The following is a 26,147-nucleotide window of genomic DNA, read 5'->3' as shown; positions in this document are numbered from 1 at the left end:
GAGCCATGCACATGACGACTCAACATCTCATCGCCCTGCTGCCGCTGCTCATCACCTCCGCCACTGTCGTGGCGGTGATGCTCGGCATCGCCTGGAGGCGAAATCACTCGCTGACCTTCACCCTCTCGGTGGCCGGTCTCAACCTCGCCCTGCTGTCGGTCATTCCGGCGGTCAAGGTCGCGCCGCTGGCGGTCACCCCGCTGCTGCAGATGGACAGCTTCGCCGGCTTTTACATGGCGCTGATCCTGGTCGCCACCCTGGCCTGCGTGACCCTGATCCATGCCTACATGGGCGACAAGAGCGGCGCGCCGGGCTATCCCGGCAACCGCGAGGAAATGTACCTGCTGATCCTGCTCGCCGCCGCCGGCGCGCTGGTGCTGGTCGGCGCCCAGCACCTCGCCGGGCTGTTCATCGGCCTGGAACTGCTCTCGGTGCCGGTCTACGGCATGGTCGCCTACGCCTTCTTCAGCCGGCGTTCGCTGGAGGCCGGCATCAAGTACATGGTGCTGTCGGCCGCAGGCTCGGCCTTCCTGCTGTTCGGCATGGCCCTGCTCTACGCCGAATCCGGCAGCCTGAGCTTCGCCAGCCTGGGCAACGCCATGGCGCCGGGCGGCGTGCAGGGCACCCTGGTGCAGGTCGGCATCGGCCTGATGCTGATCGGCCTGGCCTTCAAGCTGTCGCTGGTGCCCTTCCACCTGTGGACCCCGGACGTCTACGAGGGTGCGCCGGCACCGGTCTCGGCCTTCCTGGCCACCGCCAGCAAGGTCGCGGTGTTCGCCGTGCTGCTGCGGCTGTACCAGATGTCCCCGGCGACCTCCGGCGGCTGGATGAACGACCTGCTAAGCCTGATCGCCATCGCCTCGATCCTGCTCGGCAACCTGCTGGCGCTGCTGCAGAGCAACCTCAAGCGTCTGCTCGGCTACTCGTCCATCGCCCACTTCGGCTACCTGCTGGTGGCGCTGATCGCCAGCAAGGGCATGGCCGTGGAGGCGATCGGCGTCTACCTGGCGTCCTACGTGCTGACCAGCCTCGGCGCCTTCGGGGTGATCACCCTGATGTCCACGCCCTACAGCGGCCGCGACGCCGACGCCCTGTACGAGTACCGCGGCCTGTTCTGGCGCCGTCCGTACCTGACCGCCGTGCTCACCACCATGATGCTGTCGCTGGCCGGCATCCCGCTGACCGCCGGCTTCATCGGCAAGTTCTACGTGATCGCCGCGGGCGTCGAGTCCGGGCTCTGGTGGCTGCTCGCTGCGCTGGTCGTGGGTAGCGCCATCGGCGTCTACTACTACCTGCGGGTGATGGTCACCCTGTTCCTGGTCGAGCCGAAGCTGCAGCGTCGCGATGCTCCGCTCAACTGGAACCTGGGCAGCGGCGGCATCATGCTGCTGCTCATCGCCCTGCTGGCCTTCGGCCTCGGCGTCTACCCGCAACCCCTGCTGGAGCTGGTGCAGCAGAGCGGCCTGCTGGTCGGCTAACGCCGCACGTCCGCTATCGCGGAGCGATTTTCGCTCCGCGATAGCCTTCCCCCGCGACACTCTCCCCCCGCTCCTCCCGCAACACCCCCTCCGAGCTCAGCTCGCCTCCTGCCGCGCCGGCAACTCGATCGCCACCCGCAAGCCGCCCAGTGGCGAATCCTGCAGCGCCAGCCGGCCGTGCCAGGCATCGAGGATATCGCGCACGATGGCCAGGCCCAGTCCGTGACCGGCGACCTGCTCGTCCAGGCGTATCCCCCGGTTCAGCGCCTCGCCGCGAAACTCGGCGGCCATCCCCGGACCGTCGTCGTCGACCCGGACCACCCAGCCCTCCGGCGCTCCGGCGATCTCCAGACTCACCCGCGTCCGCGCCCACTTGCAGGCGTTGTCCAGCAGATTGCCGAGCAGTTCCAGCACATCCTCCCGGTCCCAGGGCAGACGCAGTCCCGGCGGGGCCTGCCAGTCGAGCGCCAGCCCGCGGTTGTGGACCATCGCCAGGGTGGCGAACAGCCCGGGCAGTTCCGCCGCACAATCGAAATGGCTGGCCGGCAGCGCCTCGCCGGCCAGCCGCGCGCGGCCCAGCTCGCGGGCCAGGCGCTGCTCGATCTGCGCCAGTTGCTCCTGCAGCGACGCCTGCAGCTCCGGACAGGCCGCCAGTTCGACCCGCGCGGCCAGACTGCTCAGCACGGCCAGTGGGGTTTTCAGCGCATGGCCGAGATTGCCGACCGCATGCCGCGAACGCTGCAGGGTGCTCTCGGTCTGCCGCAGCAGATGGTTGATCTGCGCCACCAGCGGCTCCAGTTCGACCGGTACTCCGGGGTCCAACGCCTGACGCTGCCCCTGCTGCAGCTGCTCGACCTGTCGGCGCACCTCCTCGAGCGGCCGCAAGGCCCGGCGCACCGTGAGCCGCTGCAGCAGCACGACCAGCACCAGCACGCCCAGCCCGAGCAGGCAGCCGACCCATTGCACGCGCCGGTAGGCCTGCAGGATCGGCGTGTAGTCGGAGGCCACGCTGATCGAGATGGTCTGCCCGAAGCGCCGGTAGTCGGCGCGATAGAGCAGCAGCCGCTGGTCGCCCGGGCCATCGACCAGCCCGGCCTGCAGGCCCGTGGTGGACGAATCCGTCAGGGCATGATCCCAGAGGGAACGGGAGCGCCAGCTCTCACCTGGCAGATCGATGCGGAAATAGTGTCCGGAATAGGGACGCTGATAGACACCCGGCAGACGCGGCTCGTCCAGCTGGACGCCGTTCCGCCCGCGGGCCAGGCTGGTCAGCAAGGCTTCGGCCTGCTCGCGCAGATCATCCTGCAGGTAACGGCGCAGCCCCGCATCGAGCATCCAGAACGTGCTCTGCGCCAGCAGGAGCCCGGCACCGAGCAGGACACCGATCAGGCCGAAGCCCAGCCGGCGCTGGATCGACCTCAACGCACGCCCGCGAAGCGGTAGCCCTGGCCGCGACGGGTTTCGATCGCCGTCCGGCCGAGCTTGCCGCGCAGGCGGTTGATGTGCACCTCGATGACGTTGGAGTCGCGCTCGGTCTCGCCGTCGTAGAGGTGCTCGGCGAGCTGTCCCTTGGAGAGCAGTTGCCCGGGATGCAGCATCAGGTAGCGCAGCAGGCGGAACTCGGCGGCGGTGAGCTCGATATCCTCCGCGCCGCAGCGCACCACCTGGCGCGCCTCGTCGAGCTGCAGCCCGCCCGCCTCCAGCTGCGGCTGGTTGGCCAGTCCGTGGGCACGGCGCAGCAGCGCCTGGATGCGCAGCTGCAGCTCCTCGGGATGGAAGGGCTTGCACAGGTAGTCGTCGGCGCCCGCCTTCAGCCCCTCGATACGCTCCGCCCAGGAGGCGCGGGCGGTCAGCACCAGCACCGGCGTAGCCACTCCCTGGGCACGCCAGTCGCGCAGCACCTCCAGCCCCGGCTTGCCGGGCAGCCCCAGGTCGAGAATCATCAGGTCGTAGGGCTCGCAGCTCCCCTGACGGGCCGCATCGCGCCCGTCGGCCAGCCAGTCCACGGCATAGCCCTGGCGCTGCAGGCCGGTCACCAGTTCATCGGCCAGTCCGACCGAATCCTCCACCAGCAGCAGGCGCATCAGTCGTCCTCCTCGTCTTTCAGGATGCGCCCGTCGCGGGCATCCAACTCCAGCTCGCGCACGACGCCCTGCGCGGTGAGTATCTCCACCTCGTAGACATAGCGTCCATGCTCCTCCTCCAGCTCGGCCTCCAGCAGACGGGCCCCCGGATAACGATCCAGGGCATTGCGGACCAGTTGCTCGAGCGGCTGGATGGCGCCCGCCTGACGCAGACGCAGGGCCTGATCCTGATCCAGGTCCCGGGCGCTCGCACTCGGCAGGCAGAGAGCGGAAAGCAGGACAAGTCCACCAGCCCCGAAGCGGGCGCGCGAACGCATCACCGGCCAAAAGCGGGTCCCGCGAGCGGGACGGCAAAAGCGTGCATGGAAATTTCCCTCGAAAAGCCTGATGGGGAAGGTTGTCGGCAGGTCTGCCAGCCCGGGAGAGAGCCTCGCTCAGTTTGCGGCCGGCACCTTAATTCACGCTGAACGGCGACTTCCGGTCGCCCCTGCTGAACCATAAGCCGGTCCCGGGGTTAAAATCCACCCTGCACGCCTGCGGGATGCGCTCTCCAGGGCGGGAAGCGTCCCATCACCTCATTCAAGGCTCTACCAGTGGAATTATTCAAAGAATTCGTATTCGAAGCGGCTCACCGCCTTCCCCACGTCCCGGCCGGCCACAAGTGCGGCCGGCTGCACGGCCATTCGTTCCGCGTGGCCATCTACATCGAGGGCGAGGTCGATCCCTACACCGGCTGGATTCGTGACTTTTCCGAGATCAAGGAGATCTTCAAGCCGATCTACGAGCGGCTGGATCACAATTACTTGAACGAGATCGAGGGCCTGGAGAACCCGACCAGCGAGATCCTCGCCAAGTGGATCTGGCAGCAGCTCAAGCCCCGGCTGCCCGAACTCTCCCGGGTACGCATCCACGAGACCTGCACCAGCGGCTGCGAATACCGCGGCGACTGATCAGCCGCCGCTCTGCAGGCGCCGGTAGTGCTCGAGCACCTTGGGTACATAGCGCTGGGTTTCGGCGAAGGGTGGGATGGCGCTGCCGCTGCCGATGACCGCTCCGGGGCCTGCGTTGTAGGCCGCCACGGCCAGGCTGAGGTCCTGGTCGAACATCTCCAGCAGGCGCCTCAGGTAGCGGGCGCCGCCGCGGATGTTGGCGGCCGGGTCCCAGACGTCGGCCACTCCCAGTTCGCGGGCGGTATCCGGCATCAGCTGCATCAATCCGGCCGCCCCCTTCGGCGAGACGGCATACGGGTCGTAGTTGGACTCGGCGCGGATCACCGCATGCAGCAGCGCCTCGGGCAGGCCGTGCTCGACTGCCGCGGCGGCCACCAGCGCGGCATAGGGCAGCGCACCGGCCTCCCCCCTCTGCCTCTTCGCTGTCGCCACCGGCATGGCCGGCGGCGCTGGCGCCTCGCGACGCAGGCGCACACTCTTGCGCTCCTTGCGATAGACATTGGTGAGGGTGATGCTGCCGTCCGCCGCCACTTCCCGGTAGATATCGCCATACGCGGGCATCGCCAATCCCAGCGCGGCGAGCATACCGAGCAGAACTGCCGCCACTCGTCCCATGCTTCCTTCTCCCGATTCCGGCCCGCCTCCCGGCGGCTTCCTGGCGAAGCAGCCGAGCAAGAATCGTGCTGCAGCGGGAAAGGCTCTCCTGCGCCCACGCCATCGGGCCCTGGTGCTCCCGGGGCGGCGCCCGGAGCGGGGAATGGTGGGTGAAAATCCCCAATTCCCCAGCGGGCAGGCACCCGGTGCCGCGGAAAATGGCCTCCGACGGCTGGCCTGAAGATTGCTGAAGTCCCGGCGCGCTCCGGCGTTTTCTCCGGCCATGTGCGGATTGCCTATCGGCAGGGAGCCTCCTGCGGGAGCGGCTGCTGCAGGCACTGTCGCGACATGGCCCCTTCTGTCACCGGAACCCGAGGTCAGCCAGATGAAACGGATGCAAACCCTTGCCCAGGCCCGCTGCAGTCCGGGCTTCACCCTGCTGGAACTGCTGGTCGTGCTGGTCGTGCTCGGCCTGCTGGCCGGCATCGTCGGTCCCAAATACTTCAACCAGCTCGGCCGCTCGGAAACCAAGGTCGCACGCGCGCAGATCGAGGGCCTGAGCAAGGCGCTGGACATCTACCGCGTGGAAACCGGCCGCTACCCCAGCACCGAGCAGGGCCTCAACGCCCTGGTCGCGGCGCCCAGCGACGAGCCGCGCTGGTCCGGCCCCTACCTGCAGAAGGGCGTGCCGCAGGACCCCTGGGGCCGCGCCTACGTCTACCGCTCGCCGGGCGAGAACGGCGACTACGACCTGCTGACCCTGGGCAAGGACGGCCAGCCCGGCGGCGAAGGCGAGAACGCGGAAATCACCAGCTGGCAGTGACGGGAGCCGGACATGCGCTTTCAGATCAAGGGCATGCGCAAGACGGCGGAAGTGGTGTCGCTGATCCTCGACGCCCCGAGCCCGACCGACGCCCTGCGCCTGGCCGAACACCAGGGCCTGAAGGTGCTCAGCCTGCGCGCCGAAAGGCGCTGGTCGCCGGCCCGCTGGCGGCGCCGCGAAGCCTTCCCGCTGGTGCTGTTCAGCCAGGAGCTGACCACCCTGCTGAACGCCGGCCTGGCGCTGATCGACGCCCTCGAAAGCCTTGCCGAGAAGGAATCCGACGCCCAGGCGCGCAAGATCCTCAGCGACCTGGTGCGCCTGCTCTACGAGGGCAAGTCCCTCTCCCAGGCGCTGGGCGAGTTTCCCTCAATCTTTCCCCCGCTCTATGTGGCGCTGGTGCAGTCGAGCGAGAAGACCGGTGCGGTCGGCGACGCTCTGGGACGCTACGTCGCCTACCGCACGCGCATGGACGAGGTGCGCCAGAAGATCATCAGCGCCTCGGTCTATCCGCTTTTGCTGCTGCTGGTCGGCAACGGGGTGCTGCTGTTTCTGATCGGCTACGTGGTGCCGCGCTTCAGCCTGGTCTTCGAGGGGCTCGGCTCCAACCTGCCATGGCTGTCGCAGGTGCTGCTGAGCGTCGGGCAGTTCATTCATACCCATCAGAATGCACTGCTCGGCAGCCTGCTGCCGGTCCTGGCTGCCCTCGTCGTCCTGCTGCGCCAGGAACGGGTGAGGCGAGCCCTCGGCCGGCTGGTCGAGAAAGTCCCGACCATCCGCGAGCGCCTGTTCATCTACGAGATGGCGCGCTTCTACCGTTCCCTGGGCATCCTGCTGCAGGGCGGCATCCCCATCCTCACCGCCTTGGGCATGGTCCGCGGCCTGCTCGGCCCCGCCTCGCGCGTTCGTCTGGACCGGGCCGGCGAGCTCATCCGCGAAGGCCACGCCCTGTCCCGCTCGCTGGAGGAAAATCGCCTGGCGACCCCGGTCTCCCTGCGCATGCTGCGTGCCGGCGAACAGGCCGGCAACCTCGGGGTCATGATGGAGCGCACCGCGGACTTCTACGACGAGGAAACCGGCCGCTGGATCGACTGGTTCGTGCGCCTGTTCGAACCGCTGCTGATGACCTTCATCGGCCTGGTCATCGGCGTGATCGTGATCCTGATGTACATGCCGATCTTCGAGCTGGCGTCGAGTATCCAGTAGCCCCGGGAAGGAGTGGCGGGAGGGAACGCTCAGCTCACGGAATGCTCGAGCAGCCTGGGCAGGAACTCCGCTGCCGGCAGCGGCTTGCAGAACAGATATCCCTGTCCCGAATCGCAGCCCAGCTCCTCCAGTATCTGGCGCTGCTCTTCGGTCTCGATGCCCTCGGCGATGGTCTGCATGTCCAGATCCCTGGCAAGGCCGATGATGGCCCTGACAATGGTTTGATCGCTGCTGCCGGCTGAAATGGCCTGGATGAAGGAGCGGTCGATCTTCAGCTTGTGCACCTGCAGCTTTTTCAGATAGCTGAGCGACGAATAACCCGTTCCGAAGTCGTCGATGGAAAGCTTCACACCCCGGGAACGCAAACTGCTCACGATCTCGCCGACCTTCTCCGGATTCTCCATGGCCACGCTTTCGGTCAGTTCCAGTTCGAGTGCCCATGGCGGCAACTCATTGTCAGCAAGCGCCCTGTCGATCTTCTCCAGCAGGGCTGTATCACGGAACTGCGCCATGGAGATATTGACTGCAATGCTCATGTCCCCGGGAAAGCCCTCATCCAGCCAATGCCTCATCTGCTGTGTGGCCTTGTGCAGAACCAGATCGCCTATCTTGATGATCTGCCCACTGACTTCGGCGATCGGAATGAACTCGGCAGGACTGATGAAGCCCAGTTCGGGATGCTGCCATCTCACTAGTGCCTCGGCCCCTTCCAGCCGCGTGCCCGTTATATCGAACTGCGGCTGGTAATAAACGTCCAGCTGTCCCCATTGAATCGCCTCGCGCAGAGCCCCCTCCAGCAGAAGGGTCCGAGCCGTGCGGGCCTGCATTTCCTCCGTGAAGAGTTCGTAATGGCTGCGCCGCTCATGCTTTGCCCGATACATGGCGATATCGGCATGACTGGACAAGGTGTCGAGATCACGGCCATCCTGGGGGAAGATGCAGACTCCTATCGAGGCGGCGACATGCAGCGTATATTGCCCCACCTGAATGGGCAGCTCGATGGAGCTTTTGATGCACTCGGCCATTTGTCCAGCCAGATGCGCATCCGCCTCGGGAAACAGGAACATGAACTCGTCCCCACCCTGGCGAGACACCATGTCTCTCGGGCGCAGGATCCTTTCCAGGCGAGACGCAATTTTGATCAGCAGCGCATCGCCGACCTTGTGGCCCAGCGAGTCGTTGACATTCTTGAAGTTGTCGAGATCCATGAAAATCAGCGCCATGGGCTGCTGATTCTTTTCGCAGCGCGTGGCCTCGACTTCAAAGCGTGTATTGAACAGCGTACGGTTCGGCAGCCCGGTGAGCGCATCGAAATGCGCCATCTGCTCGATCTTGGATTGATTTCTGGCTTGCTCCGTCACGTCCCGAATCAAAATCATGAAATGACTTCTCTCGTCAGGCCAGTGGGCGAGCAGCGACGCCGAAACCTCGAAAACCAGCTCCTCTCCGGCCCTGCCAAGCTGGAATTTCAGGCCCGCGACCTGGCCGTCGTGCTCTGCTGCGCGCATCGCTCGTACCAGGCACTCTAAAGCCTGGGGCGGAAGCAAATCCTGAAGATAACGCCCTGCCTCCAGATCCTGCGTCTTGAACAGCCTTCCATCCGCCGGAACATGGGTACTGAGAAGCAGGCCATCGAGACGCGTCTCGAGAATAATGTCTGGCAATGCCTCCATGAGGACCTGAATATGTTGCCTCGAGTCATTCAGTGACTTGTAGGGTGCCAGAATAGACTCCACAAAAATGGCTCTGTATAAAATCACATAGGCTGTAATTTTATATATATGCCCAAACAGGTTATATGCATCCGTGACATTGCGATATACCGTAAAAAAAACCTCGCTCATCACCATGACCGACAAGGAACATACCAGGAGACTTGTTTCAAGCCCCGTATCGACATGCCTTCGCATCAAGAGCAAGGCGATGCTGGTGCAATAGATTGCAATAATTGCAAATTCGGCCCCCTGTTTGAATGGCGTGAGGCCGACATCTTCCTGATAGGTCTTCGGGATAGCCTCTGGAAAAAGGAGCAAAGTCAGGATGGCCAAAGACATGACCGACAGTGTAACAAGAAGGGCTATATATCTATCTCTATTGGTCGAGATAGAATGACTGCAGGCCAGCACTCGCCAGGGCAGGCAGGCCATGATCAACATGCCTATTGCCGTTAAATAACGTGCCAGCAGCCAGAAGCCAATCGCCTTCTCCGGGGAATTTTGACCGAAAAAGTCGGGCATTCCCGTATAAGACAGCATGTGCGAGAAGTCGGAAATCGCCACTCCCAGGAAAGTACAGGAAACAATCAGGATGGCATGATTTGCGTGCATCCTGAACGTATGCCAGCCAATGACGAAGATCAGCACACTTACCATGATAGAGGCTGTTTCCAGTACCTGATGCAGTATCAGGAAAGGCCCTATCGGCGGCAGCGAATCACCAAATAGATAAACCAGAATCCAGCCGCCCAGCAGCAGCGATGCCCAAAACCGGCAACTGCCGACATACTTATTTCTCTGCATGTCGGACGCCACCACAACTCAAGACAGGCTGCGGTCGAATAAAACGTATCCATGTCATCAAATACAAAATGCTTGCGCTCCATATTTTGCAGACAGCTTACTGGCAAGGACTGCATGCTTGCGGATGCCGTATCGATTCATGCCGACGGATAGACGCGTCGAAAGTGGGGAAAACCATCTGGTTTCGAGCGAGTGGCGGCACTGGCAACATCTCACCTGGATTCACGGCTCGATCCGGCTCCGACAGGACGGCAGTATTGATCGCATAGCGGCAGGCCTGGCCATATGCACAATCAAGCCGTGATGAGGAAGGCATCACTGTAATTGCACTGTCTTGAAATGAGAGGCTCAAAAAAACAGCCGATGGGTACCCTGTTTGGCTGATTGGACAACTCAAGTCCGGAAGTACGGAGCCGATATAGAGGGCCCGAATACTGCACTGTATCGCCCTCCCGAAAAGACCAACCGGCAGCCTTACTCGCAACAGCCCGAGGCTGGTTCGGTATGGACGACCTGACACTCTTCTGTGCGGGAAAAGCGGATGAAGTCTCTTGCGGCCCAGCGCAACGACTCGGCTTCCGCCGCCCCTGGCGGGCGGCCGGGAGCCGAGCGGCCCGCGGCTATGCGCGGCCAGGGTGCAGCAGGCGCTCCAGACGTCCGCCGGCGGAGGAACGGCCATTGAGCCAGGGGGCCAGCAGGCGGGTGCTGAGCGGGATGAAGAGAAAGACCATCAGCGGCGTCATCAGCAAGGTGCTAAGTAGTATCCGCAGGACGAGCGGCAGCGTGCCCAGGGCATCGCCAAACAGCCACTGGAACGCCAGGGAAACCGGAAAGAACGCCAGCCAGATGGCCGTGGCCTGTTTCCAGCGCGGCGGGCCGTTGACTACGGCATCGTGGAACCAACTGCCCAGCCCGGTGGCACGGTGCTCCTGGGGCGCATCGAAAAGGCCCAGGCCGCGTGCCAGCCAGGCATACCGCGCGGCGGAATGCTCCCAGGCGGCCAGCGTGGATTCGTCGCGGAAACGAAAGATGATCTGGTACTCGTCATCGCCAGGCGGCGGTGCCAGCACGCCGGAGCCCAGAAAGCCATCGAAGCTGGCGGCCAGGCCGCGGCCTTCGTCCAGCCAGACGCTGAAAGCGCGGTAGCGTCCGCGAGCCACGCGGCGCGCCACCATGAGGGTGACGGGGTCGTTAGACATCCTGTATCTCCTTTTGAGTATCCGACTACCCGGGTAGGGCCTGCCGAAGAAACGGAGGGTCTGGGTAAGACGCTCCGCAAGGCAGTTCAAACCTACCCCATACGGCGGCCCGGAACCAAGCCCCGCAGGCAGCGGAAATGGCTCGGCAATGGCCGCTTGCCTGAGCTGCCGGGCCGAACGCCCTCCTCCCGACAGGTTCCCTGGCCTCCCGCACCAGCGCTGACAATACTTGCCGAGGGACAGACCTTGCAGCGGAGGCCGGCATGTGCGGCAGATTCGTGCAGTACCGGGCGGCGATCGACTACCTGCAGGCGCTGCACAGCGGATTGCCGCTGGCGGCCGGCCTCGAACCCGCGCCGATTGCCCGCTACAACGTGGCCCCGCATACGCGGGTGCTGCTGATCCACGCGGATGCCGACGGGTTGCGCCTGGAGCCCGTCCCCTGGGGATACGCACCGGCCTGGGCCCAGGGGCCACGAGCGCGGCCGCCGGCGATCAATGCCCGGGTAGAAACGCTGGCGAGCAGCCGCTTCTGGCGGGAGGCCTGGAAATCCGGACGCGCCCTGGTGCCGGCCGATGGCTGGTATGAATGGCAGCAGAATGCGGCCGCTACGGGGCGCAAGCAGCCCTTCTTCTTTCGCCTGAAGAGCGGCGAACCGCTGTTCTTCCCGGCCATCGGCCGGTTTCCGCACGAGGGCGCAGCAGCGCGTGAAGGCGACGGCTTCGCGCTGATCACCCGGATGAGCGATGGGGGAATGAGCGCGATCCACGACCGCCAGCCGCTGGTCCTGGGAGCCGAGATGGCCCGCGCCTGGATCGATCCGCAGCAGACCCCGGCCCAGGCCGAGGAGATTGCCCTGCATCGGGGACTACCGACGCAGGCGTTCGAGTGGTACCCGATCGGGCTGGCGGTGGGGAACGTGCACAACGAGGGGGCCGGACTGATTCAGCCAATGGGGCCGGTGAATGCAGGCTGAGCCAGGCTCCGGGCGCCGCCGCGCTGGGCAGGCCAGGTCAAAAACTGGCAAGATCGCGCCCCTTATGGCCCCTCGTCTACCTGCAGGCCGACAGCTCGGGCAAGAAAGATCCGGGGTCGAACTCCGCCTTGACGAGCAGAGCCAAGGCATTCCCCCTCCAGCCGCTTGATTAGCAAGGACACCCCCCTATGGACACCCTTTGGATTAGCGCCACAGTGATTGCAGTGACGGCGGCTGTGGCAATAGCGATCCGCATTGCGATGAAACCTCGTCGGTTCAAACCCAAAGGCGATGCCTACTGGAAGGAAAAAGCCAGAGCCATCCAGAAGAGGCACACGGGACAAGTCATTTCAGGCAGCGCGCCTTTGGCCAAGGATCGATCAAGACCCAGGGCGACGAATGATCGGTAATGCAGAAGTGGAAAGCCCTACGGCGGATGGCGCCCAGCGCCACACCGCCCACCGGCCTCCTGGCGGCCAGCAAAGGCGCCGGAAATGCCGCGCTCCATGCGCTCGACATGGGCCCCTTGGCAAGCCGACGGAACAGGAATAGCCGGCAGCGTGGCAATAGACCGCCCACGTACAGGGTCGAGGCCCTACCAAGAGCAGCCGGCCATATTCTCCTGATGCTGACCCGAACTCCCCTGCAGTGACGGTCTTGCAATTTCTCAATTGATAATAATTATCATTTGTGTATTATGGAGATGCCGTCGGCAGATCGGCATGCAAGCGGCGTCAGCTGGCCATTGCCAAGAGATGGTCACGCCGGGTTTCACGGTTCCCGGCAAGGCGCGCAGCCTGTTTGAGTAATCTGCAAGTCTGGGGGTTCATCAGCCCCATCCTGCTGGCAGGCATCCAGCGGCGACACACTGCCCGACTAGCCGGCGTAACCGGCCATTCCCTCTCCTGTTCATATCCCACCGGAAAGCAGCCTCAGCCGAGACGGTTTCCCAGGTACGCGCCACACCGGCCGCGGCGAAGAGCATGCTGCTGCGTCTGGACGAACTGGACTGCAGGCTCCGTACAACTGCCGGCAGGCCTACGCAACCCTATGCCTCATGGCCGGATGAACCCTGCTTTCATCGCGACACAACTTGGGCATAGCGTGCAAATGTTACTATCCACCCACGCCCGCTGAATCAACTCCAGTACCGATTGGCACGAGTTCGACAAGCTCGATAAAGCCCCCGAAAAGGCCAGGTTGGTACAAAAGTGGTGCAGCTGAAAACCACTACCCTCTGAAACCCCCGCAGGACTAAGCCTTGATCTCTACCGCCAACATCACCATGCAGTTCGGCGCCAAGCCGCTGTTCGAGAACGTTTCCGTCAAGTTCGGCAACGGCAACCGCTACGGCCTGATCGGCGCCAACGGTTGCGGCAAATCGACCTTCATGAAGATCCTCGGCAGCGACCTCGAGCCCTCCGCCGGCCAGGTCATGCTCGAGCCCAACGTGCGACTCGGCAAGCTGCGCCAGGACCAGTTCGCCTACGAGGCCTTCACGGTGATCGACACCGTGATCATGGGCCACGAGGAACTGTGGAACGTGAAGGCCGAGCGCGACCGCATCTATTCGCTGCCGGAGATGAGCGAAGAGGACGGCATGAAGGTCGCCGACCTTGAAGTGCAGTTCGCCGAGATGGACGGCTACACCGCCGAGTCCCGCGCCGGCGAGCTGCTGCTGGGGGTGGGCATTCCGCTGGAACAGCACTTCGGCCCGATGAGCGCCGTATCCCCCGGCTGGAAGCTGCGCGTGCTGCTGGCCCAGGCGCTGTTCTCCAACCCGGACGTGCTGCTGCTCGACGAGCCGACCAACCACCTGGACATCAACACCATTCGCTGGCTGGAGGGCGTGCTCACCGCGCGCAACTCCACCATGATCATCATTTCCCACGATCGCCACTTCCTGAACAGCGTGTGCACGCACATGGCCGACCTGGACTACGGTGAGCTGCGCCTGTTCCCCGGCAACTACGACGAGTACATGACCGCGGCGACCCAGGCCCGCGAGCGCCTGCTGGCCGACAACGCCAAGAAGAAGGCGCAGATCGCCGAACTGCAGACCTTCGTCAGCCGCTTCTCGGCCAACGCCTCCAAGGCCAAGCAGGCCACCAGCCGCGCCAAGCAGATCGACAAGATCCAGCTCGAAGAGGTCAAGCCGTCCAGCCGGGTCAGCCCGTTCATCCGCTTCGAGCAGACCAAAAAGCTGCACCGCCAAGCGGTGACCCTCGAGAAGGTCAGCCAGGGCTTCGACGGCAATGCGCTGTTCAAGGGCCTGTCGATGCAGATCGAGGCCGGCGAGCGGGTGGCGATCATCGGCCCCAACGGCATCGGCAAGACCACCCTGCTGCGCACGATGGTCGGCGAGATGCCGCCGCTGTCCGGCGAGGTGAAGTGGACCGAAAGCGCCGAGGTCGGCTATTTCGCCCAGGACCACGCCGACGACTTCGAACAGGACATGACCCTGTTCGACTGGATGGGCCAGTGGACCCAGGGCGGCGAGCAACTGATCCGCGGCACCCTCGGGCGCATGCTGTTCTCCAACGACGACATCCGGAAATCGGTGAAGGTGATTTCCGGCGGCGAGCAGGGCCGCATGCTGTTCGGCAAGCTGATCCTCAACAAGCCCAACGTGCTGGTGATGGACGAGCCGACCAACCACCTCGACATGGAATCCATCGAGGCGCTCAACCTCGCGCTGGAGAACTACCCGGGTACGCTGGTCTTCGTCAGCCACGACCGCGAGTTCGTCAGCTCGCTGGCAACCCGCATCATCGAGCTTTCCGAAAGCGGCGTGACCGACTTCAGCGGCAGCTACGACGACTACCTGCGCAGTCAGGGTGTGCTGATCTGAGGCCATGCTGCAGAAGGAACAAGCCCCGCACGGGGCTTGTTCCCCGGATCAGGCCGGCGGCTTTCCGAGAAAGTCCATCTTGCCGATATCCAGGCCGTTGTGGCGCAGGATGGCGTAGGCGGTGGTGAGGTGGAAATAGAAGTTGGGCAGGACGAAGCCGAACAGGTATTCGCTGCCGCCGAACTTCAGCTCCATTTTGGGAAAGCTCAGCGTGATGGGCCGCTCCTCGCTGCCATCGAGCTGCGCGGCGTCGATGCTCTCGAGAAAGGCCACGGTCTTGGCGATGCGCTCCTGCAACTCGGCGAAGCTGCTCTCGGTGTCCGGGTAGCTGGGAATCTCCACCCCGACCAGGCGCGCGGCGCAGCCCTTGGCGGTGTCGCTGGCGATCTGGATCTGGCTGCTCAGCGGCAGCATGTCCGGCGCCAGGCGCGCGTTGACCAGTACTGCAGGGGCGATCTTGCGTGCTTCGGCATAGGCCTCGGCCTTGTGCAGGATGGCCGACAGGTTGCCCAGCATGCGGACAAACACGGGAATCGACGCCTGATACATGGACAGCGGCATGGTGCAGCTCCTTGAAGGGTTGGGATATACCAGCCTAGCCGAGAAAGCGTTGCGCGATGGCCGAGGCGAACAGCCGCTGGAAATACAGGTAGTCGATCCAGACCACCTGGTGCAGCAGCACGATGCCCCAGAACACCAGCTGATAGGCGACCTTGCCGGTCTTGTGGCGGAACGCCTGCTGTGCCAGCAGCGCACCGGGCCAGCCGCCGAGCAGCTCGACGGCATGCAGGCTGGTCTCGGGTATGCGCCAGCGCCCCGTTGCCGAGCGACGCTTGTCCAGCCAGTACTGCAGGAAACTGACCAGGCTGAACAGCGCGTAGCCGCCCAGCACCCAGAATGAACCGTCGCGCAACAGTTGCAGCGCACCGCCGAGCGGCAATGCGCAGAACGCCAAGAAGACCAGGAGCTTGCCCGGCAGGTTGCGCACTCCACCCGTCGCCTGGCGTGACTCGCGGATCGATGGGCAGTCGAGGCTCAACTCGGCGTGACGCATGTGCCTGGCCTGCATCCGCCCCTCCCGATCACGCCCGGCGACGAACAGCACCGTCTCGCCCGCCCTGGGCCGGCGGTCGCCACGCATCGCCGAGATGTGCACGAACAGTTGCTCGCCTCCCGCCTCCGGCTGGATGAAGCCGAAGCCCTTGCCGTCATCCCAGCTTTTCAGCACCCCGCGTCGTTCCATGAACGCTCCGTCCTCAGCCTTGCACCGTACTCCAGTCGATCATGCCCATCTGCCAGGTGGCGAGAATCAGCAGGCCGAAGCCGATGCGGTACCAGGCGAATACCGCATAGCTGTGGCTGGCGATGAACCTGAGCAGCGCGCGCACGGCCAGCATGGCGAAGATGAAGGAGACGACGAAGCCCAGCGCGAAGACCGGCAGATCGCCGCCGTTTTCGAACAGGGCACGGTGCTTGTAGCCGGAATAGACGGCAGCGCCGACCATGGTCGGCATGGCGAGGAAGAAGGAAAACTCGGTGGCCGCCTTGCGCGACAGGCCGAACAGCAGGCCGCCGATGATGGTCGAGGCCGAGCGCGAGGTACCCGGGATCATGGCCAGACACTGGGCGCAGCCGATCTTGAGGGCGTGCTTCCAGCTCATGTCGTCCACTGTCTGCACCTCGACGGCGTGCTGGCGCTTCTCGGCCCAGAGCATAACCAGACCGCCGATCACCAGCGCGCTGGCCACGGTGATCGGGTTGAACAGCCAGTGCTCGATCAGATCGGCGAAGGCCACGCCGAGGATCACCGCTGGAAAGAAGGCGACCAGCAGATTGGCGGTGAAGCGCTGCGCCTGGCGCTCGCGCGGCAAGCCGACGATCACCCCGAAGACCCGCTGGCGAAACTCCCAGACCACGGCGAGGATCGCCCCGAGCTGGATGATGATATTGAACGCCTTGGCCCGGTCGCCGCCGAAGCCGAGCAGATCGGCGACGATGATCTGGTGTCCGGTGCTGGATATCGGCAGAAATTCGGTCAAGCCCTCGACCACCCCCAAGATGAACGCCTGCGCGGCGAGCCAAAGCTCCATCGATCCCCTCTCCCAAATGCGAAAAATGCGGCCGTCCGCTCGCCCGTGATGGATAGGCGCGGACAACACCTGTCAATGACCCGTACAGGAGGAAACGGAATCCCGGTTGCCCGCCCCTCTTGCGGGCCGGCATGCTAGCAGAGCGGAACGGACGCTGCCGCAAACTTCAATCTATGACGTTCGGCACTGGTTGAGTCATAGCTTCTTGGCATTATGCAGGCGGGCTGGGATGCTGTGGACGCGGGTACCAATTGAGCACTGATCGCCCAGCGGCAAAACCTCGGTTGCGCGAGTGCTCACCGGCCCGTTGCTTGCCAGGTATTCTGCCGCCCGCTCGGCAGCTCCATTACTAGATTGCAAGAAAGAGTCACGCATGAGCAGCATGAAGCATCAGGAAGTCGACTTCAGCAAACCGGCCAACCCCGACCTGATCTGGGAGCTGGACCACATTGCCCGCCGCGAACTGGCCGAGCGCTTCATCCAGTTGTTCGAGAACCGACTGTGCGTCTATTCGGAGTCGGTGCGCCAGCTGTACACCAACTACAACCTGCACTTTCCAAGCGACCTCGGGCGGAAGATGGTGGTGCTGCCCAACCCCTATGCCTTCCACGACACCCTGCACGGCATCGACGCGTTCGCCGTGCGCCCGACGGGGCTCTTCGTCCTGCCCGGCCGGGTATTCGGCAAGCCCGGCCTGATGCTGGCGAAACAGCTGGGCGAAAGCCGATCGATCCCCAAGACCATGCCGTTCAAGCAGGCGCTGGCGCAGATCATCAGCAACCAGAAGAAGCTCGGCGACGTCTTCCTGCCCATCCTGATGAAGGGAGACCTGCGCGAATTCGGCCAGCAGCTGCCCTACCTCCACCTGCACCGCCTGCAGGTCAGCAAGCTCAGCCACCTGTCCAACTTCGAGCGGATCGACATCCAGAACACCATCACCCGCAAGCTCTTGCTGCTCTATCGTCAGGCGGACATGCTGGGATGACATACGTCGGAAAAATTTGCATTTCTCCGGAAAGGCTGGACTATACTTCAGTCATGTTATGCGAGTTTCAGGGCAGCGGAAGGAACCCGTTTGCCCAGGTAAGTTCCAAACTCTTGTCGCGTTCGCGCGACATGGCTTTTTAACTACCTGCAACGACAAATGGCCGCGTCAGACGGCCTTATCATGGTACTCAAATGAAGGATCGCCCCATGACCAATCCGCTCCGTTTCAATGAAGCTCTTCTGATCGCCAACCGCGCGTTCAAACCCCTGCAGTGCATCGCCTGGACCCAGGAAATCAACAGTGAATTGAACCTGACCGTAGTGGACCGCAGCAATACGCGGACCCTGGGTCACAAACGCATTCCCTGCTCGACCTATTCCGATCCGCAGAAACTCGCCGCCGTCATCCAGCAGACCCGCCAGGAGCTGACCCGCCAGGGCTTCGACCTGGCCCCGTGGAAAATGCCGGACTGATCATCGAACGAATATGAAGCCTTGTCCCCGGCAAGGCTTCACGACAGGGCGCAGCGCAGGAAGCCAGACGGTAGAAACCGTACCCCTCGCAAAACAACCGGTAACACAGCAACGAAAAAGGCGGCCATGGCCGCCTTTTCTCATTCTTCCCCAACCTCACCCGTCAGTAGTAGGCGTTTTCCCGGTTGCTGTGGTCGGTGGCATCGCGCACGCCCTTGAGGTCCGGGATGCGCTCCAGCAGGGTCTTCTCCACGCCGTCCTTGAGGGTCATGTCGACCATGCCGCAGCCCTGGCAGCCGCCGCCGAAACGCAGCACGGCGACGCCCTCCTCGACGATGTCCACCAGACTCACCTGGCCGCCGTGGCTGGCCAGGCCGGGATTGATCTCGGTCTGCAGGTAATAGTTGATCCGCTCGCCCAGCGGACTGTCCTCGTCGATCATCGGCACCTTGGCGTTCGGCGCCTTGATGGTCAGCTGGCCACCCATGCGGTCGCTGGCGTAGTCGACGACGGCATCCTCGAGGAAGGGCTCGCTGACGGAGTCGATCCACGCGGTGAAGCTCTTCAGCGCCAGGGCGGTATCGTCCGGATTCCGTTCGGCCGGCTTGCAGTAGGCGATGCAGGTTTCGGCGCTGGGCGTGCCGGGCTGGGTGATGAAGATGCGGATACCGATGTCGGTGCCGCTCTGCTTGGCCAGCAGTTCGGCCAGATAGTCGTGTGCGGCGTCGGTGATGATGATGGCGCTCATGGCAGCTCCTCGCGAATATGCTCCCGAGTGTACGCCATGCATCCTGGGGGATAAAGTCCTAGCATGATTGTCGGATTAATCGTGAAAGTCCGTCACAGACGGGTCGCCTCACAGATTCTGGTAGCGGTTCATGTCCAGCACCCCGGCCTCCAGCGGCTCGGTTTCCCGCAGCCAGGCCGAGAGGTCGTTGAAATAGCGCCAGAATTCGGGATGGCTGCGGCGAATGCCCCAGCGCTCGACAACGGCCGCCAGGCCTGCCCCCGGCCTCGCCTGCTCCAGCGCCGCGACGAAGGCCGGTACCTCCTCGGCGCGAACGTTGAACAGGAAATTCGGATAGCTGCTCAGCACGCCCGGATAGAGCGTCAGGCTGTCCAGCGCCGGCTGGTAGCGCAGCTGCTCGCCGAAGATGAACGCCACGTTGCTGTGGGCGCGGTTGCGCAGCAGGCTGTAGATCTCCCGCCGCCCCTCGCCGTACTCGATGCGCAGCAGGCTGGCCTCCGGCAGCTCGAGCACGGCCGGCAGGCTGGCGGCAGGCCGGCTGGCCAGACGGCTGAGCGCCTGCTCGGCGTATTGCAGCTCACGGGCCACCCCTGGGCGATGGCAATGCGCCAAGCGGCAGCGGTTGAGCGGATCGGGACGGGCGTTGATCGCCGCATGCCGCTCCAGCAGGTGCGCGGCGAAGCTGCGGATCGGCTCGTGCTGTGGCAGTCCGAGGGCCGACGGGGTCTGGCCGTCGATCTCGGTATAGGCCAGCCAGAGCTTGAGCTGGCCGCTGTTCTCGTACCAGCTGTCGAGGATCGCCTGGCGCGTGCCGGCCGGCAGCAGGCGCAGGAAGTTCTGTTCGGCGCCGTTGCGGATCAGGTCGTAGTACAGGCGCGTCTGCAACTGGTGGGAGAGATTGCCGAACACGTCGAAATTCGCCACCAGTTGGTAATAGGTGCGCTCGAACAGCGGGAAGTCCAGCCACCACAGGGTCTGCGGCACCGCGCCGACCAGTCCCTTGCGCACCGAGGCGCTGTCGTGCTGGCGGAAGACGGTCAGCAGCGCGTTGTCGTTGCCGCTCCACAGATCCGCCCACTCGGCCGGGTGCTCGGCGTAGGCTTGGCGGCGCAGGCTTTCGTAGCGCTTGAGCCGCTCCATATAGGTGCCCCAGAGACTCCACAGGCCGGCGATGTCGTCGAGCTGGCCGGGCAGCACGAGCAGCGGCGTCACCTCGCTGCGGTACTGCGCATCGGTCAGGTAGCGGTCCTGCTCGGGGGCCTGGAACAGCGTCCAGAAGTGATCGCGGATCACGTCGCTGGCGATCTGCCCGCGGCACACCGGTCCGCGGATGAAGGTGCGCACGAAGTATTCGGCATTGTCCAGCATGAAGCGGTAGCGCGCCTGCGCCGGAATCGCCGCGAAGGTTTCGAACGGATTGGCGCGGCGCTGGGCGCCGTAGCCGGGCAGCTTGGTCACCTGCCAGTCGCCAGAGAGGAACAGCTCGCGCACCCGCGCCAGCTTCTGCGGACCGAGCGGATAGGTGATGTGCGTCTTGTGCACGATCACGTCGTGGATCGGCCGCAGCCGGTAGTGGAAATCGCTGCCCGGGTCGTCGTTGGGGCGCCGCGTGGCGATCGGCTCGACCGGCTGGCCGGCCGGTGTGCGCGAGCGCACCAGCTGGAAGAAGTGCCCCGGCGCACCGCCCTCGAAATGCAGATGAGCGAGGAACAGGTGCTCGTAGAGCCAGCGGGCGACCAGCCGGGAGCGCTTGTCCTGGGCATTCAGCAGGCGCTCCCAGTCGGCGATCTGCGCCGCCTCGGCCGGCGACGGTTCGAGCGGTGCCGCGTCGACCGGCGCGCCCTGCGCCAGCCATTGCTTCAGGATCGCGTATTCGCCGTCGGTCAGACCGGTGACGGCGAAGGGCATGCCGGCCCGGGGATTGTCGCGGGCGAAGGCTGCGAACTCGCCGGGCAGCGGACAGCTGTTCTGGCGCCCGATGCCGATCTCCAGATCCTCCGGCAACCGGGCATTGTGTTCCAGCGGCTGGCGGCGGCCGAGTTCCAGCATGCGCGCCAGCAGCGCCGCCTGGCCGTCAGCCCCGAGCACCGAATGAAAACCCTTGCGCCGCCAGGCCGCTTCGCCCTCGGCGTCGAGGAACAACCGGGTGGTCGCCTGGGCCTCGGTGCGCAGGCCGTTGTAGACCGGCAGCTTGTGGGCGCCGCGCTGCACCCCTTCGCCGCTGCCCAGGTTGAGCTGGCAGGGCGAGTCGTAGCAGGCATGGCAGGCCACGCACTTGGCGGTGAAGATCGGCTGGACGTCGCGGCGGTACGACAGCTCTTCGGCACGCGCCACGGCGCCCAGCGCCAGCAGCACGAAGAGGAAAAGGCGAAGCGGCATGAAGCAGGTCCTGGAAGCGGGGCGGCATTCTAACCGCAAGCGCACCCCTGCCGGCGCTTATCGCCGGAGGCCATCAATCCGCTTCCGGCTCCTTTGCCCGCGCCTGCTCCAGCTGCTCGTCCAGCTTCTCCAGCTCGTCCAGCTCGACGCTGTCCCAGCCCCCCCCGAGCGCGGCGATCAGTTGCACGCTGGCGGTCAGCCGGTTGCTCAGCAGGGTCAGGCTGGTGCGCTCGTTGGTCAGCGCTGCGGTCTGCACGTCGACCACGCTGCTGTAGTCGACGGTGCCGGCCTTGTACTGGTTCTCCATCAGCCGGCGCGACTCGTTGGCGGCGTCCACCGCCTCCTGCTGGGCCCGGCTCTCGCGCTCCAGCACGCTCAGCTGCACCAGGTAGTCCTCCACCTCGCGGAAGCTGTCCAGCACGGTCTGCCGGTAGGTCGCCACCGCCTGCTGGTGGGTGGCCCGCGCCTGGTCCACCTGGGAGCGCAGCAGGCCACCGTCGAACAGGGTCAGGGCCATCTCCGGGCTGATGTTCCAGAAGCGGTTGTCCTTCTCGAACCAGTTGTCCGTGTGGGTGGCACGATAGCCGCCCGCCGCACTCAGGCTGAAGGTCGGGAAGCGCGCCGCCTTGGCCACGCCAATCAGCGCGTTGGCGGACATCACCTCGCGTTCGGCCGCGGCCACGTCCGGACGCCGCTCGAGCAGCTGCGAGGGCAGCAGCGTGGGGATTTCCGGCAGATCCGGCAGGCTGTCCAGCTCGGCTATGGCGAACTCGGCCGGCGGCACGCCGGTCAGCACGGCGATGGCGTGCTCCAGCTGGGCGCGCTGGTAGTCGAGGTCGATGGCCTGGGCCTCGGTGCTCTTCAGCTGGGTCAGCGCCTGGGTCACGTCGGCCTTGGTGACCATGCCGGCGCGGTACTGGTTCTCGGTCAGGCGCAGGCTGCGCGCATAGGCCTCCACCGTGGCCCTGAGCAGGCGCCGCTGGCCGTCCAGCACACGCAGTTGCAGGTAGCTCTGGGCCAGGGTGGACTGCTGGCTGAGGCGCACCGCGGCGAGATCGGCGGCGCTGCCCTGCAGGCCGGCACGATCCGACTCCAGCTGACGGCGCATCTTGCCCCAGAAGTCCAGTTCCCAACTGATGTTGCTGACCGCGTTGTAGCTGTTGGAGATGTCGCCGCCACCGCCGCCGGAACTCACCGTCGAACCGTCGGGCAGGCGCGACGTACCGCCGCCACCGCTGGCCGTCGCCGAGCGGGTCTCGTCGACGGTGACCCGCCCGGTCGGGAAGAAGTCCGCCTTCGCCGCACGCACCGCCGCCTTCGCCTGCAGGTACTGGGCGACCGACTGGGCGACGGTCTGGTTGGACTCGTCCAGCCGGCGCATCAGCTCGTCGAGGATAGGATCGCCATACATTTCCCACCAGGGGCCGCGCTCGGCCTCGTCGGCCGGCGTGGCGAGCTTCCAGCCCTCGCCTTCCTTGAAGCTGTCCGGGGTGGCCAGCTGCGGACGCTCATAGTCCGGACCGAGGGTGCAGCCGGTAAGAGCCAAGGCGAGCGTCACCGACCAGGCCAGGCGGTTCGGTCGAGCAGATAAAACGGATGCGGTCATAACGAGGTATCCAGGGCGGCATCGCTGCGCACGCCGCGCCAGCGGTTGAAGCGGTGGCGCAGGCGGTCGAAGAACAGGTAGACCGCCGGCGTGCTGTAGAGGGTGAGCAGCTGGCTGAGCACCAGCCCGCCGACGATGGCGATGCCCAGCGGCCGGCGCATTTCCGCACCTTCCGCGGTGTCCAGCAGCAACGGCAGGGCGCCGAGGATGGCCGACAGGGTGGTCATCAAGATCGGCCGGAAGCGCAGCAGGCAGGCGCGACGGATCGACTCCAGCGGACTGAGCCGCTCCTGGCGCTCCAGCTGCAGCGCCAAGTCGATCATCAGGATGGCGTTCTTCTTCACCACACCGATCAAGAGGAACAGGCCGAGCAGCGAGATCAGGCTGAACTGGTCGCCGACCAGCTCGATCGCCAGCAGCGCGCCGACGCCGGCCGAGGGCAGCGTGGAGAGGATGGTCAGCGGGTGGACGTAGCTCTCGTAGAGGATACCGAGGACGATGTACACCACCACCAGCGCGCCGAGAATCATCAGCGGCTGGGCCTTCTGCGCCTGCATCAGCGCACCGCCGGTGCCGCCGAGCATGCCCTGCACGTCGGTGGGCAAACCGACCCGCGCCACCGCCTGCTGGATCGCCTGGCTGGCCTCCAGGGCGCTGTAGCCGGGCGCGATCGAATAGCCGATGTTCTCCGCGGCGAACTGGCCCTGGTGCTGCACCCGGTCCTCCTCCAGGCTGCGCTCCCAGCGGGCGAAGGCCGACAGCGGCACGCGCATCCCGTCGTCGGTGATCAGCTGGACCATGTCCAGCGCCTCGGGGGACTGGGCATATTTCGGGTCGATCTCCATCACCACCTTGTACTGGTTGAGCTCGTCGTAGATGGTGGAGATCTGCCGCTGGCTGAAGGCGTTGTTCAGCACCGCGGTGATCATGTCCATGTCCACGCCCAGGCGCTTGGCGCTCTCACGGTCGACCACCAGGCGGATCTGCTGGGCGCCCTCGCCCACATTGCTGTCGAGGTCGGTGAGCTGCGGCAGCGCGGCCAGCGCCTCGCGCACCCTGGGCAGCCAGGTGCGCAGCAGGTCGAGGTCGCTGGAAAGGAGCACGTACTCGTTCTCCGAGCTGCGCCCCTGGCGGCCGCCGAACTGCAGGTCCTGGTCGGCCATGAGGAACAGCTGGCCGCCCGGGACCTTCGGCAGGCTCCGGCGCAGGCGGTCGATCACCTGCTGGGCGGAGAGGCCGCGCTCGGCGATCGGCTTCAGGCGCACGATGACCATGGCGTTGCCGATCCCGCCCCTGCCGCCGATGAAGCCGGCCACGCTCTGCACCGCCGGATCGGCCAGCAGCGCCCGGCGGAACTCCTGCATTTTCGGCTGCATGACCTGGAAGGACAGCCCGTCGTCGCCGCGGATGAAGCCCATCAGCTGGCCGGTGTCCTGCTGCGGCAGGAAGGTCTTGGGCACCGCGACATAGAGGTAGACGTTGAGGGCGATGGTCGCCAGCAGACCGAACAGCATCAGCTTCGAGTGGCGCAGGGTCCAGTCCAGGCTGCGCGCGTAGCCGGCCAGCACCCGCGCCTGCAGCCAGTCGGAGAAACGCTGCAGGCGACCTGGCGCACGCGTCTCGGTCTCGGGCTTGAGCCAGCGCGCGCAGAGCATCGGCGTCAGGGTCAGCGAGACCGCCAGGGAAATCAGGATGGCCACCGCCAGGGTGATCGAGAACTCGCGGAACAGCCGTTCGACAATGCCGCCCATGAACAGCATGGACAGGAACACCACCACCAGCGACAGGTTCATCGACAAGAGGGTGAAACCGACCTCGCGCGAGCCCTTGAGCGCCGCCTCCAGCGGCTTCTCGCCGCCCTCGACGTGCCGGGCGATGTTCTCCAGCACCACGATGGCATCGTCCACCACCAGGCCGGTGGCGATGATCAGCGCCATCAGCGACAGGTTGTTCAGCGAGAAGCCCCACAGGTACATCACCGCGAAGCTGCCGACCAGCGATACCGGCACCGCCAGCGCCGGGATCAGCGCGGCGCGCCAGTGGCCGAGGAAGGCCAGCACCACCAGGATCACCAGGCCCACGGCAATCAGCAGGGTGCGCTCGGCCTCGTGCAGGGTGGCGCGGATCACCGGCGAGCGGTCCATCGCCACCTCCAGCTCGACGCTGGCCGGGATCACCGCGCGCAGCGCCGGCAGCCGCTCGCGGATCGCGGCGATGGTCTCGATGATGTTGGCGTCGGCCTGGCGGTTGACGATCACCAGCACCGCCTCCTCGTCGTTGTAGAAGCCGCTGTTGTAGCGGTCCTCCACGCCGTCGTGGACCGTCGCCACGTCGCTCAGGCGCACCGGGCCGTCGTTCTGGTAGCGGATCACCAGCGGCCGGTAGTCGGCGGCGCGCATCAGCTGGTCGTTGGCCTGCACCTGCCAGTGACGCTCGTCGTCCTCCACGGCGCCCTTGGGCCGGCGCACGTTGGCTGCGGCGATCGCCTCGCGCACCTCGTCGAGGGCGATGTTGTACTGGTCGAGCAGGCGCGGCTCCAGCTCGACCCGCACCGCCGGCAGCGAACTGCCGCCGACCTGCACTTCCCCCACCCCGCCCACCTGCGCCAGCTTCTGCGCCACGATGGTCGAGGCGACGTCGTAGAGCTGGCCCTTGTCGAGCACCTTGGAGGTCAGCGAGAGCACCATGATCGGCGCCTGCGAGGGATTGACCTTGCGGTAGGTGGGCATGCTGCGCATGCCGCTGGGCAGCAGGGTGCGCGCCTCGTTGATCGCCGCCTGTACCTCGCGGGCGGCGGCGTCGATGTCGCGGCCGATGTCGAAGAGGATGATGATCCGCGTGCTGCCCTGGCTGCTGCGGCTGGTCATCTCGCTGATCCCGGCGATGCCGCCCAGCGCCCGCTCCAGGGGCGTCGCCACGCTGGAGGCCATGATCTGCGGACTGGCGCCGGGCAAAGTGGCCTCCACGGTGATCGCCGGGAAGTCCATCTTCGGCAGCGGCGCCACCGGCAGCAGGCCGAAGCTCACCGTGCCGAGCAAAAGGATCGCCAGGCTCAGCAGCAGGGTCGCCACCGGGCGCAGGATGAAGGGAGCGGAGAGGTTCATGCCGCCCCCCCTGTAGGAGCAAATTCATTTACGACAGGTGCAACGCAAATCGCGAATGAATTCGCTCCCACACAAAACGGC

Annotated in this window: 22 protein-coding genes and 1 pseudogene; 10 read left to right on the top strand and 13 right to left on the bottom strand. The window is 65.1% G+C overall.

The features are described from left to right. Nucleotides 1-5 precede the first annotated feature (5 nt). On the top strand, nucleotides 6-1,478 hold the full coding sequence (nuoN, locus tag EV691_RS13370) for an NADH-quinone oxidoreductase subunit NuoN (protein WP_131297405.1): 1,473 nt from the start codon (nucleotides 6-8) through the stop codon (nucleotides 1,476-1,478). 96 nt (nucleotides 1,479-1,574) lie between these two features. Here nuoN and EV691_RS13365 read toward each other — a convergent pair whose 3' ends face one another. The 3 genes from EV691_RS13365 to EV691_RS13355 are packed head-to-tail and all read right to left on the bottom strand — an operon-like array spanning nucleotide 1,575 to nucleotide 3,879. After that, entirely contained in the window at nucleotides 1,575-2,900 is a 1,326-nt protein-coding gene (locus tag EV691_RS13365; protein WP_131297404.1) for a sensor histidine kinase, read from the bottom strand. Next, entirely contained in the window at nucleotides 2,897-3,562 is a 666-nt protein-coding gene (locus tag EV691_RS13360) for a response regulator transcription factor (RefSeq protein WP_131297403.1), read from the bottom strand. The genes EV691_RS13365 and EV691_RS13360 overlap by 4 nt, the downstream gene beginning before the upstream one ends. Then, nucleotides 3,562-3,879 (bottom strand): PepSY domain-containing protein, encoded by a 318-nt coding sequence (locus EV691_RS13355; RefSeq protein WP_207390137.1) that lies wholly within the window; start codon nucleotides 3,877-3,879, stop codon nucleotides 3,562-3,564. The genes EV691_RS13360 and EV691_RS13355 overlap by 1 nt, the downstream gene beginning before the upstream one ends. Nucleotides 3,880-4,155: 276 nt before the next feature. On the opposite strand from EV691_RS13355, the gene queD reads away from it, so the two are divergent. Further along, the gene (queD, locus tag EV691_RS13350; protein ID WP_039803863.1) at nucleotides 4,156-4,512 is read left to right on the top strand and encodes a 6-carboxytetrahydropterin synthase QueD; all 357 of its coding nucleotides are present in this window, start codon (nucleotides 4,156-4,158) and stop codon (nucleotides 4,510-4,512) included. Here queD and EV691_RS13345 read toward each other — a convergent pair whose 3' ends face one another. After that, a complete protein-coding gene (locus EV691_RS13345) occupies nucleotides 4,513-5,127 on the bottom strand; it encodes a lytic transglycosylase domain-containing protein (RefSeq protein WP_131297401.1) in 615 nt (204 codons plus the stop codon). Nucleotides 5,128-5,500: 373 nt separating this feature from the next. Here EV691_RS13345 and gspG point away from each other — a divergent pair, with 373 nt between their 5' ends. Next, nucleotides 5,501-5,929: a type II secretion system major pseudopilin GspG gene (gene gspG / locus EV691_RS13340; protein ID WP_131297448.1), complete on the top strand. Its 429-nt coding sequence runs from the start codon at nucleotides 5,501-5,503 to the stop codon at nucleotides 5,927-5,929. 12 nt (nucleotides 5,930-5,941) lie between these two features. Then, entirely contained in the window at nucleotides 5,942-7,132 is a 1,191-nt protein-coding gene (locus EV691_RS13335) for a type II secretion system F family protein (protein ID WP_131297400.1), read from the top strand. Between the two features lie 29 nt (nucleotides 7,133-7,161). On the opposite strand, the gene EV691_RS13330 is transcribed toward EV691_RS13335, so the two are convergent. Then, nucleotides 7,162-9,651 (bottom strand): bifunctional diguanylate cyclase/phosphodiesterase, encoded by a 2,490-nt coding sequence (locus tag EV691_RS13330; protein ID WP_131297399.1) that lies wholly within the window; start codon nucleotides 9,649-9,651, stop codon nucleotides 7,162-7,164. 620 nt (nucleotides 9,652-10,271) lie between these two features. Continuing rightward, nucleotides 10,272-10,850, bottom strand: coding sequence for a putative antibiotic biosynthesis monooxygenase (locus tag EV691_RS13325; protein ID WP_207390136.1), 579 nt, complete (start codon nucleotides 10,848-10,850; stop codon nucleotides 10,272-10,274). A 263-nt stretch (nucleotides 10,851-11,113) separates the two neighbouring features. On the opposite strand from EV691_RS13325, the gene EV691_RS13320 reads away from it, so the two are divergent. The 4 genes and pseudogenes from EV691_RS13320 (at nucleotide 11,114) to EV691_RS13305 (ending at nucleotide 14,678) form a co-directional block, all read left to right on the top strand. Continuing rightward, nucleotides 11,114-11,827, top strand: a complete 714-nt coding sequence (locus EV691_RS13320) for an SOS response-associated peptidase family protein (RefSeq protein ID WP_131297398.1) — start codon at nucleotides 11,114-11,116, stop codon at nucleotides 11,825-11,827. 188 nt (nucleotides 11,828-12,015) lie between these two features. Then, the gene (locus EV691_RS13315; RefSeq protein ID WP_131253991.1) at nucleotides 12,016-12,237 is read left to right on the top strand and encodes a hypothetical protein; all 222 of its coding nucleotides are present in this window, start codon (nucleotides 12,016-12,018) and stop codon (nucleotides 12,235-12,237) included. 608 nt (nucleotides 12,238-12,845) lie between these two features. Beyond that, nucleotides 12,846-13,051: pseudogene (locus EV691_RS24360) on the top strand (site-specific integrase); the annotation flags it as partial. Between the two features lie 37 nt (nucleotides 13,052-13,088). After that, the gene (locus EV691_RS13305) at nucleotides 13,089-14,678 is read left to right on the top strand and encodes an ABC-F family ATPase (protein ID WP_131297397.1); all 1,590 of its coding nucleotides are present in this window, start codon (nucleotides 13,089-13,091) and stop codon (nucleotides 14,676-14,678) included. A 48-nt stretch (nucleotides 14,679-14,726) separates the two neighbouring features. Here the strand turns inward: EV691_RS13305 and EV691_RS13300 are convergent, their stop codons facing one another. The 3 genes from EV691_RS13300 to EV691_RS13290 are packed head-to-tail and all read right to left on the bottom strand — an operon-like array spanning nucleotide 14,727 to nucleotide 16,768. Continuing rightward, complete coding sequence (locus EV691_RS13300; protein ID WP_131297396.1) at nucleotides 14,727-15,239, bottom strand: DUF1993 domain-containing protein; 513 nt, start codon at nucleotides 15,237-15,239, stop codon at nucleotides 14,727-14,729. A 34-nt stretch (nucleotides 15,240-15,273) separates the two neighbouring features. Next, on the bottom strand, nucleotides 15,274-15,921 hold the full coding sequence (locus tag EV691_RS13295; protein WP_131297395.1) for a DUF1294 domain-containing protein: 648 nt from the start codon (nucleotides 15,919-15,921) through the stop codon (nucleotides 15,274-15,276). Between the two features lie 13 nt (nucleotides 15,922-15,934). Further along, the gene (locus EV691_RS13290; protein WP_131297394.1) at nucleotides 15,935-16,768 is read right to left on the bottom strand and encodes an undecaprenyl-diphosphate phosphatase; all 834 of its coding nucleotides are present in this window, start codon (nucleotides 16,766-16,768) and stop codon (nucleotides 15,935-15,937) included. Nucleotides 16,769-17,141: 373 nt separating this feature from the next. Here EV691_RS13290 and EV691_RS13285 point away from each other — a divergent pair, with 373 nt between their 5' ends. Continuing rightward, nucleotides 17,142-17,753 carry a hypothetical protein gene (locus tag EV691_RS13285; RefSeq protein ID WP_039803845.1) on the top strand — a complete coding sequence of 204 codons (612 nt, stop codon included), beginning with the start codon at nucleotides 17,142-17,144 and terminating at the stop codon, nucleotides 17,751-17,753. A gap of 209 nt (nucleotides 17,754-17,962) precedes the next feature. After that, nucleotides 17,963-18,229 carry a hypothetical protein gene (locus EV691_RS13280; RefSeq protein ID WP_039803844.1) on the top strand — a complete coding sequence of 89 codons (267 nt, stop codon included), beginning with the start codon at nucleotides 17,963-17,965 and terminating at the stop codon, nucleotides 18,227-18,229. A gap of 163 nt (nucleotides 18,230-18,392) precedes the next feature. Here the strand turns inward: EV691_RS13280 and nfuA are convergent, their stop codons facing one another. The 4 genes from nfuA to EV691_RS13260 form a co-directional block, all read right to left on the bottom strand. Next, nucleotides 18,393-18,977, bottom strand: a complete 585-nt coding sequence (gene nfuA / locus EV691_RS13275; protein ID WP_131297393.1) for a Fe-S biogenesis protein NfuA — start codon at nucleotides 18,975-18,977, stop codon at nucleotides 18,393-18,395. 108 nt (nucleotides 18,978-19,085) lie between these two features. Next, nucleotides 19,086-21,356 (bottom strand): fatty acid cis/trans isomerase, encoded by a 2,271-nt coding sequence (locus tag EV691_RS13270; protein ID WP_131297392.1) that lies wholly within the window; start codon nucleotides 21,354-21,356, stop codon nucleotides 19,086-19,088. 73 nt (nucleotides 21,357-21,429) lie between these two features. Then, entirely contained in the window at nucleotides 21,430-22,962 is a 1,533-nt protein-coding gene (locus EV691_RS13265) for an efflux transporter outer membrane subunit (RefSeq protein WP_131297391.1), read from the bottom strand. After that, nucleotides 22,959-26,066 carry an efflux RND transporter permease subunit gene (locus EV691_RS13260; protein WP_131297390.1) on the bottom strand — a complete coding sequence of 1,036 codons (3,108 nt, stop codon included), beginning with the start codon at nucleotides 26,064-26,066 and terminating at the stop codon, nucleotides 22,959-22,961. Before EV691_RS13260 ends, EV691_RS13265 begins: the two co-directional genes overlap by 4 nt. Nucleotides 26,067-26,147 lie beyond the last annotated feature (81 nt).

This window comes from Azotobacter chroococcum, from assembly GCF_004339665.1.
GTDB classification, from domain to species: domain Bacteria; phylum Pseudomonadota; class Gammaproteobacteria; order Pseudomonadales; family Pseudomonadaceae; genus Azotobacter; species Azotobacter chroococcum.
This window is presented reverse-complemented; position numbering and strand designations above follow the sequence as displayed.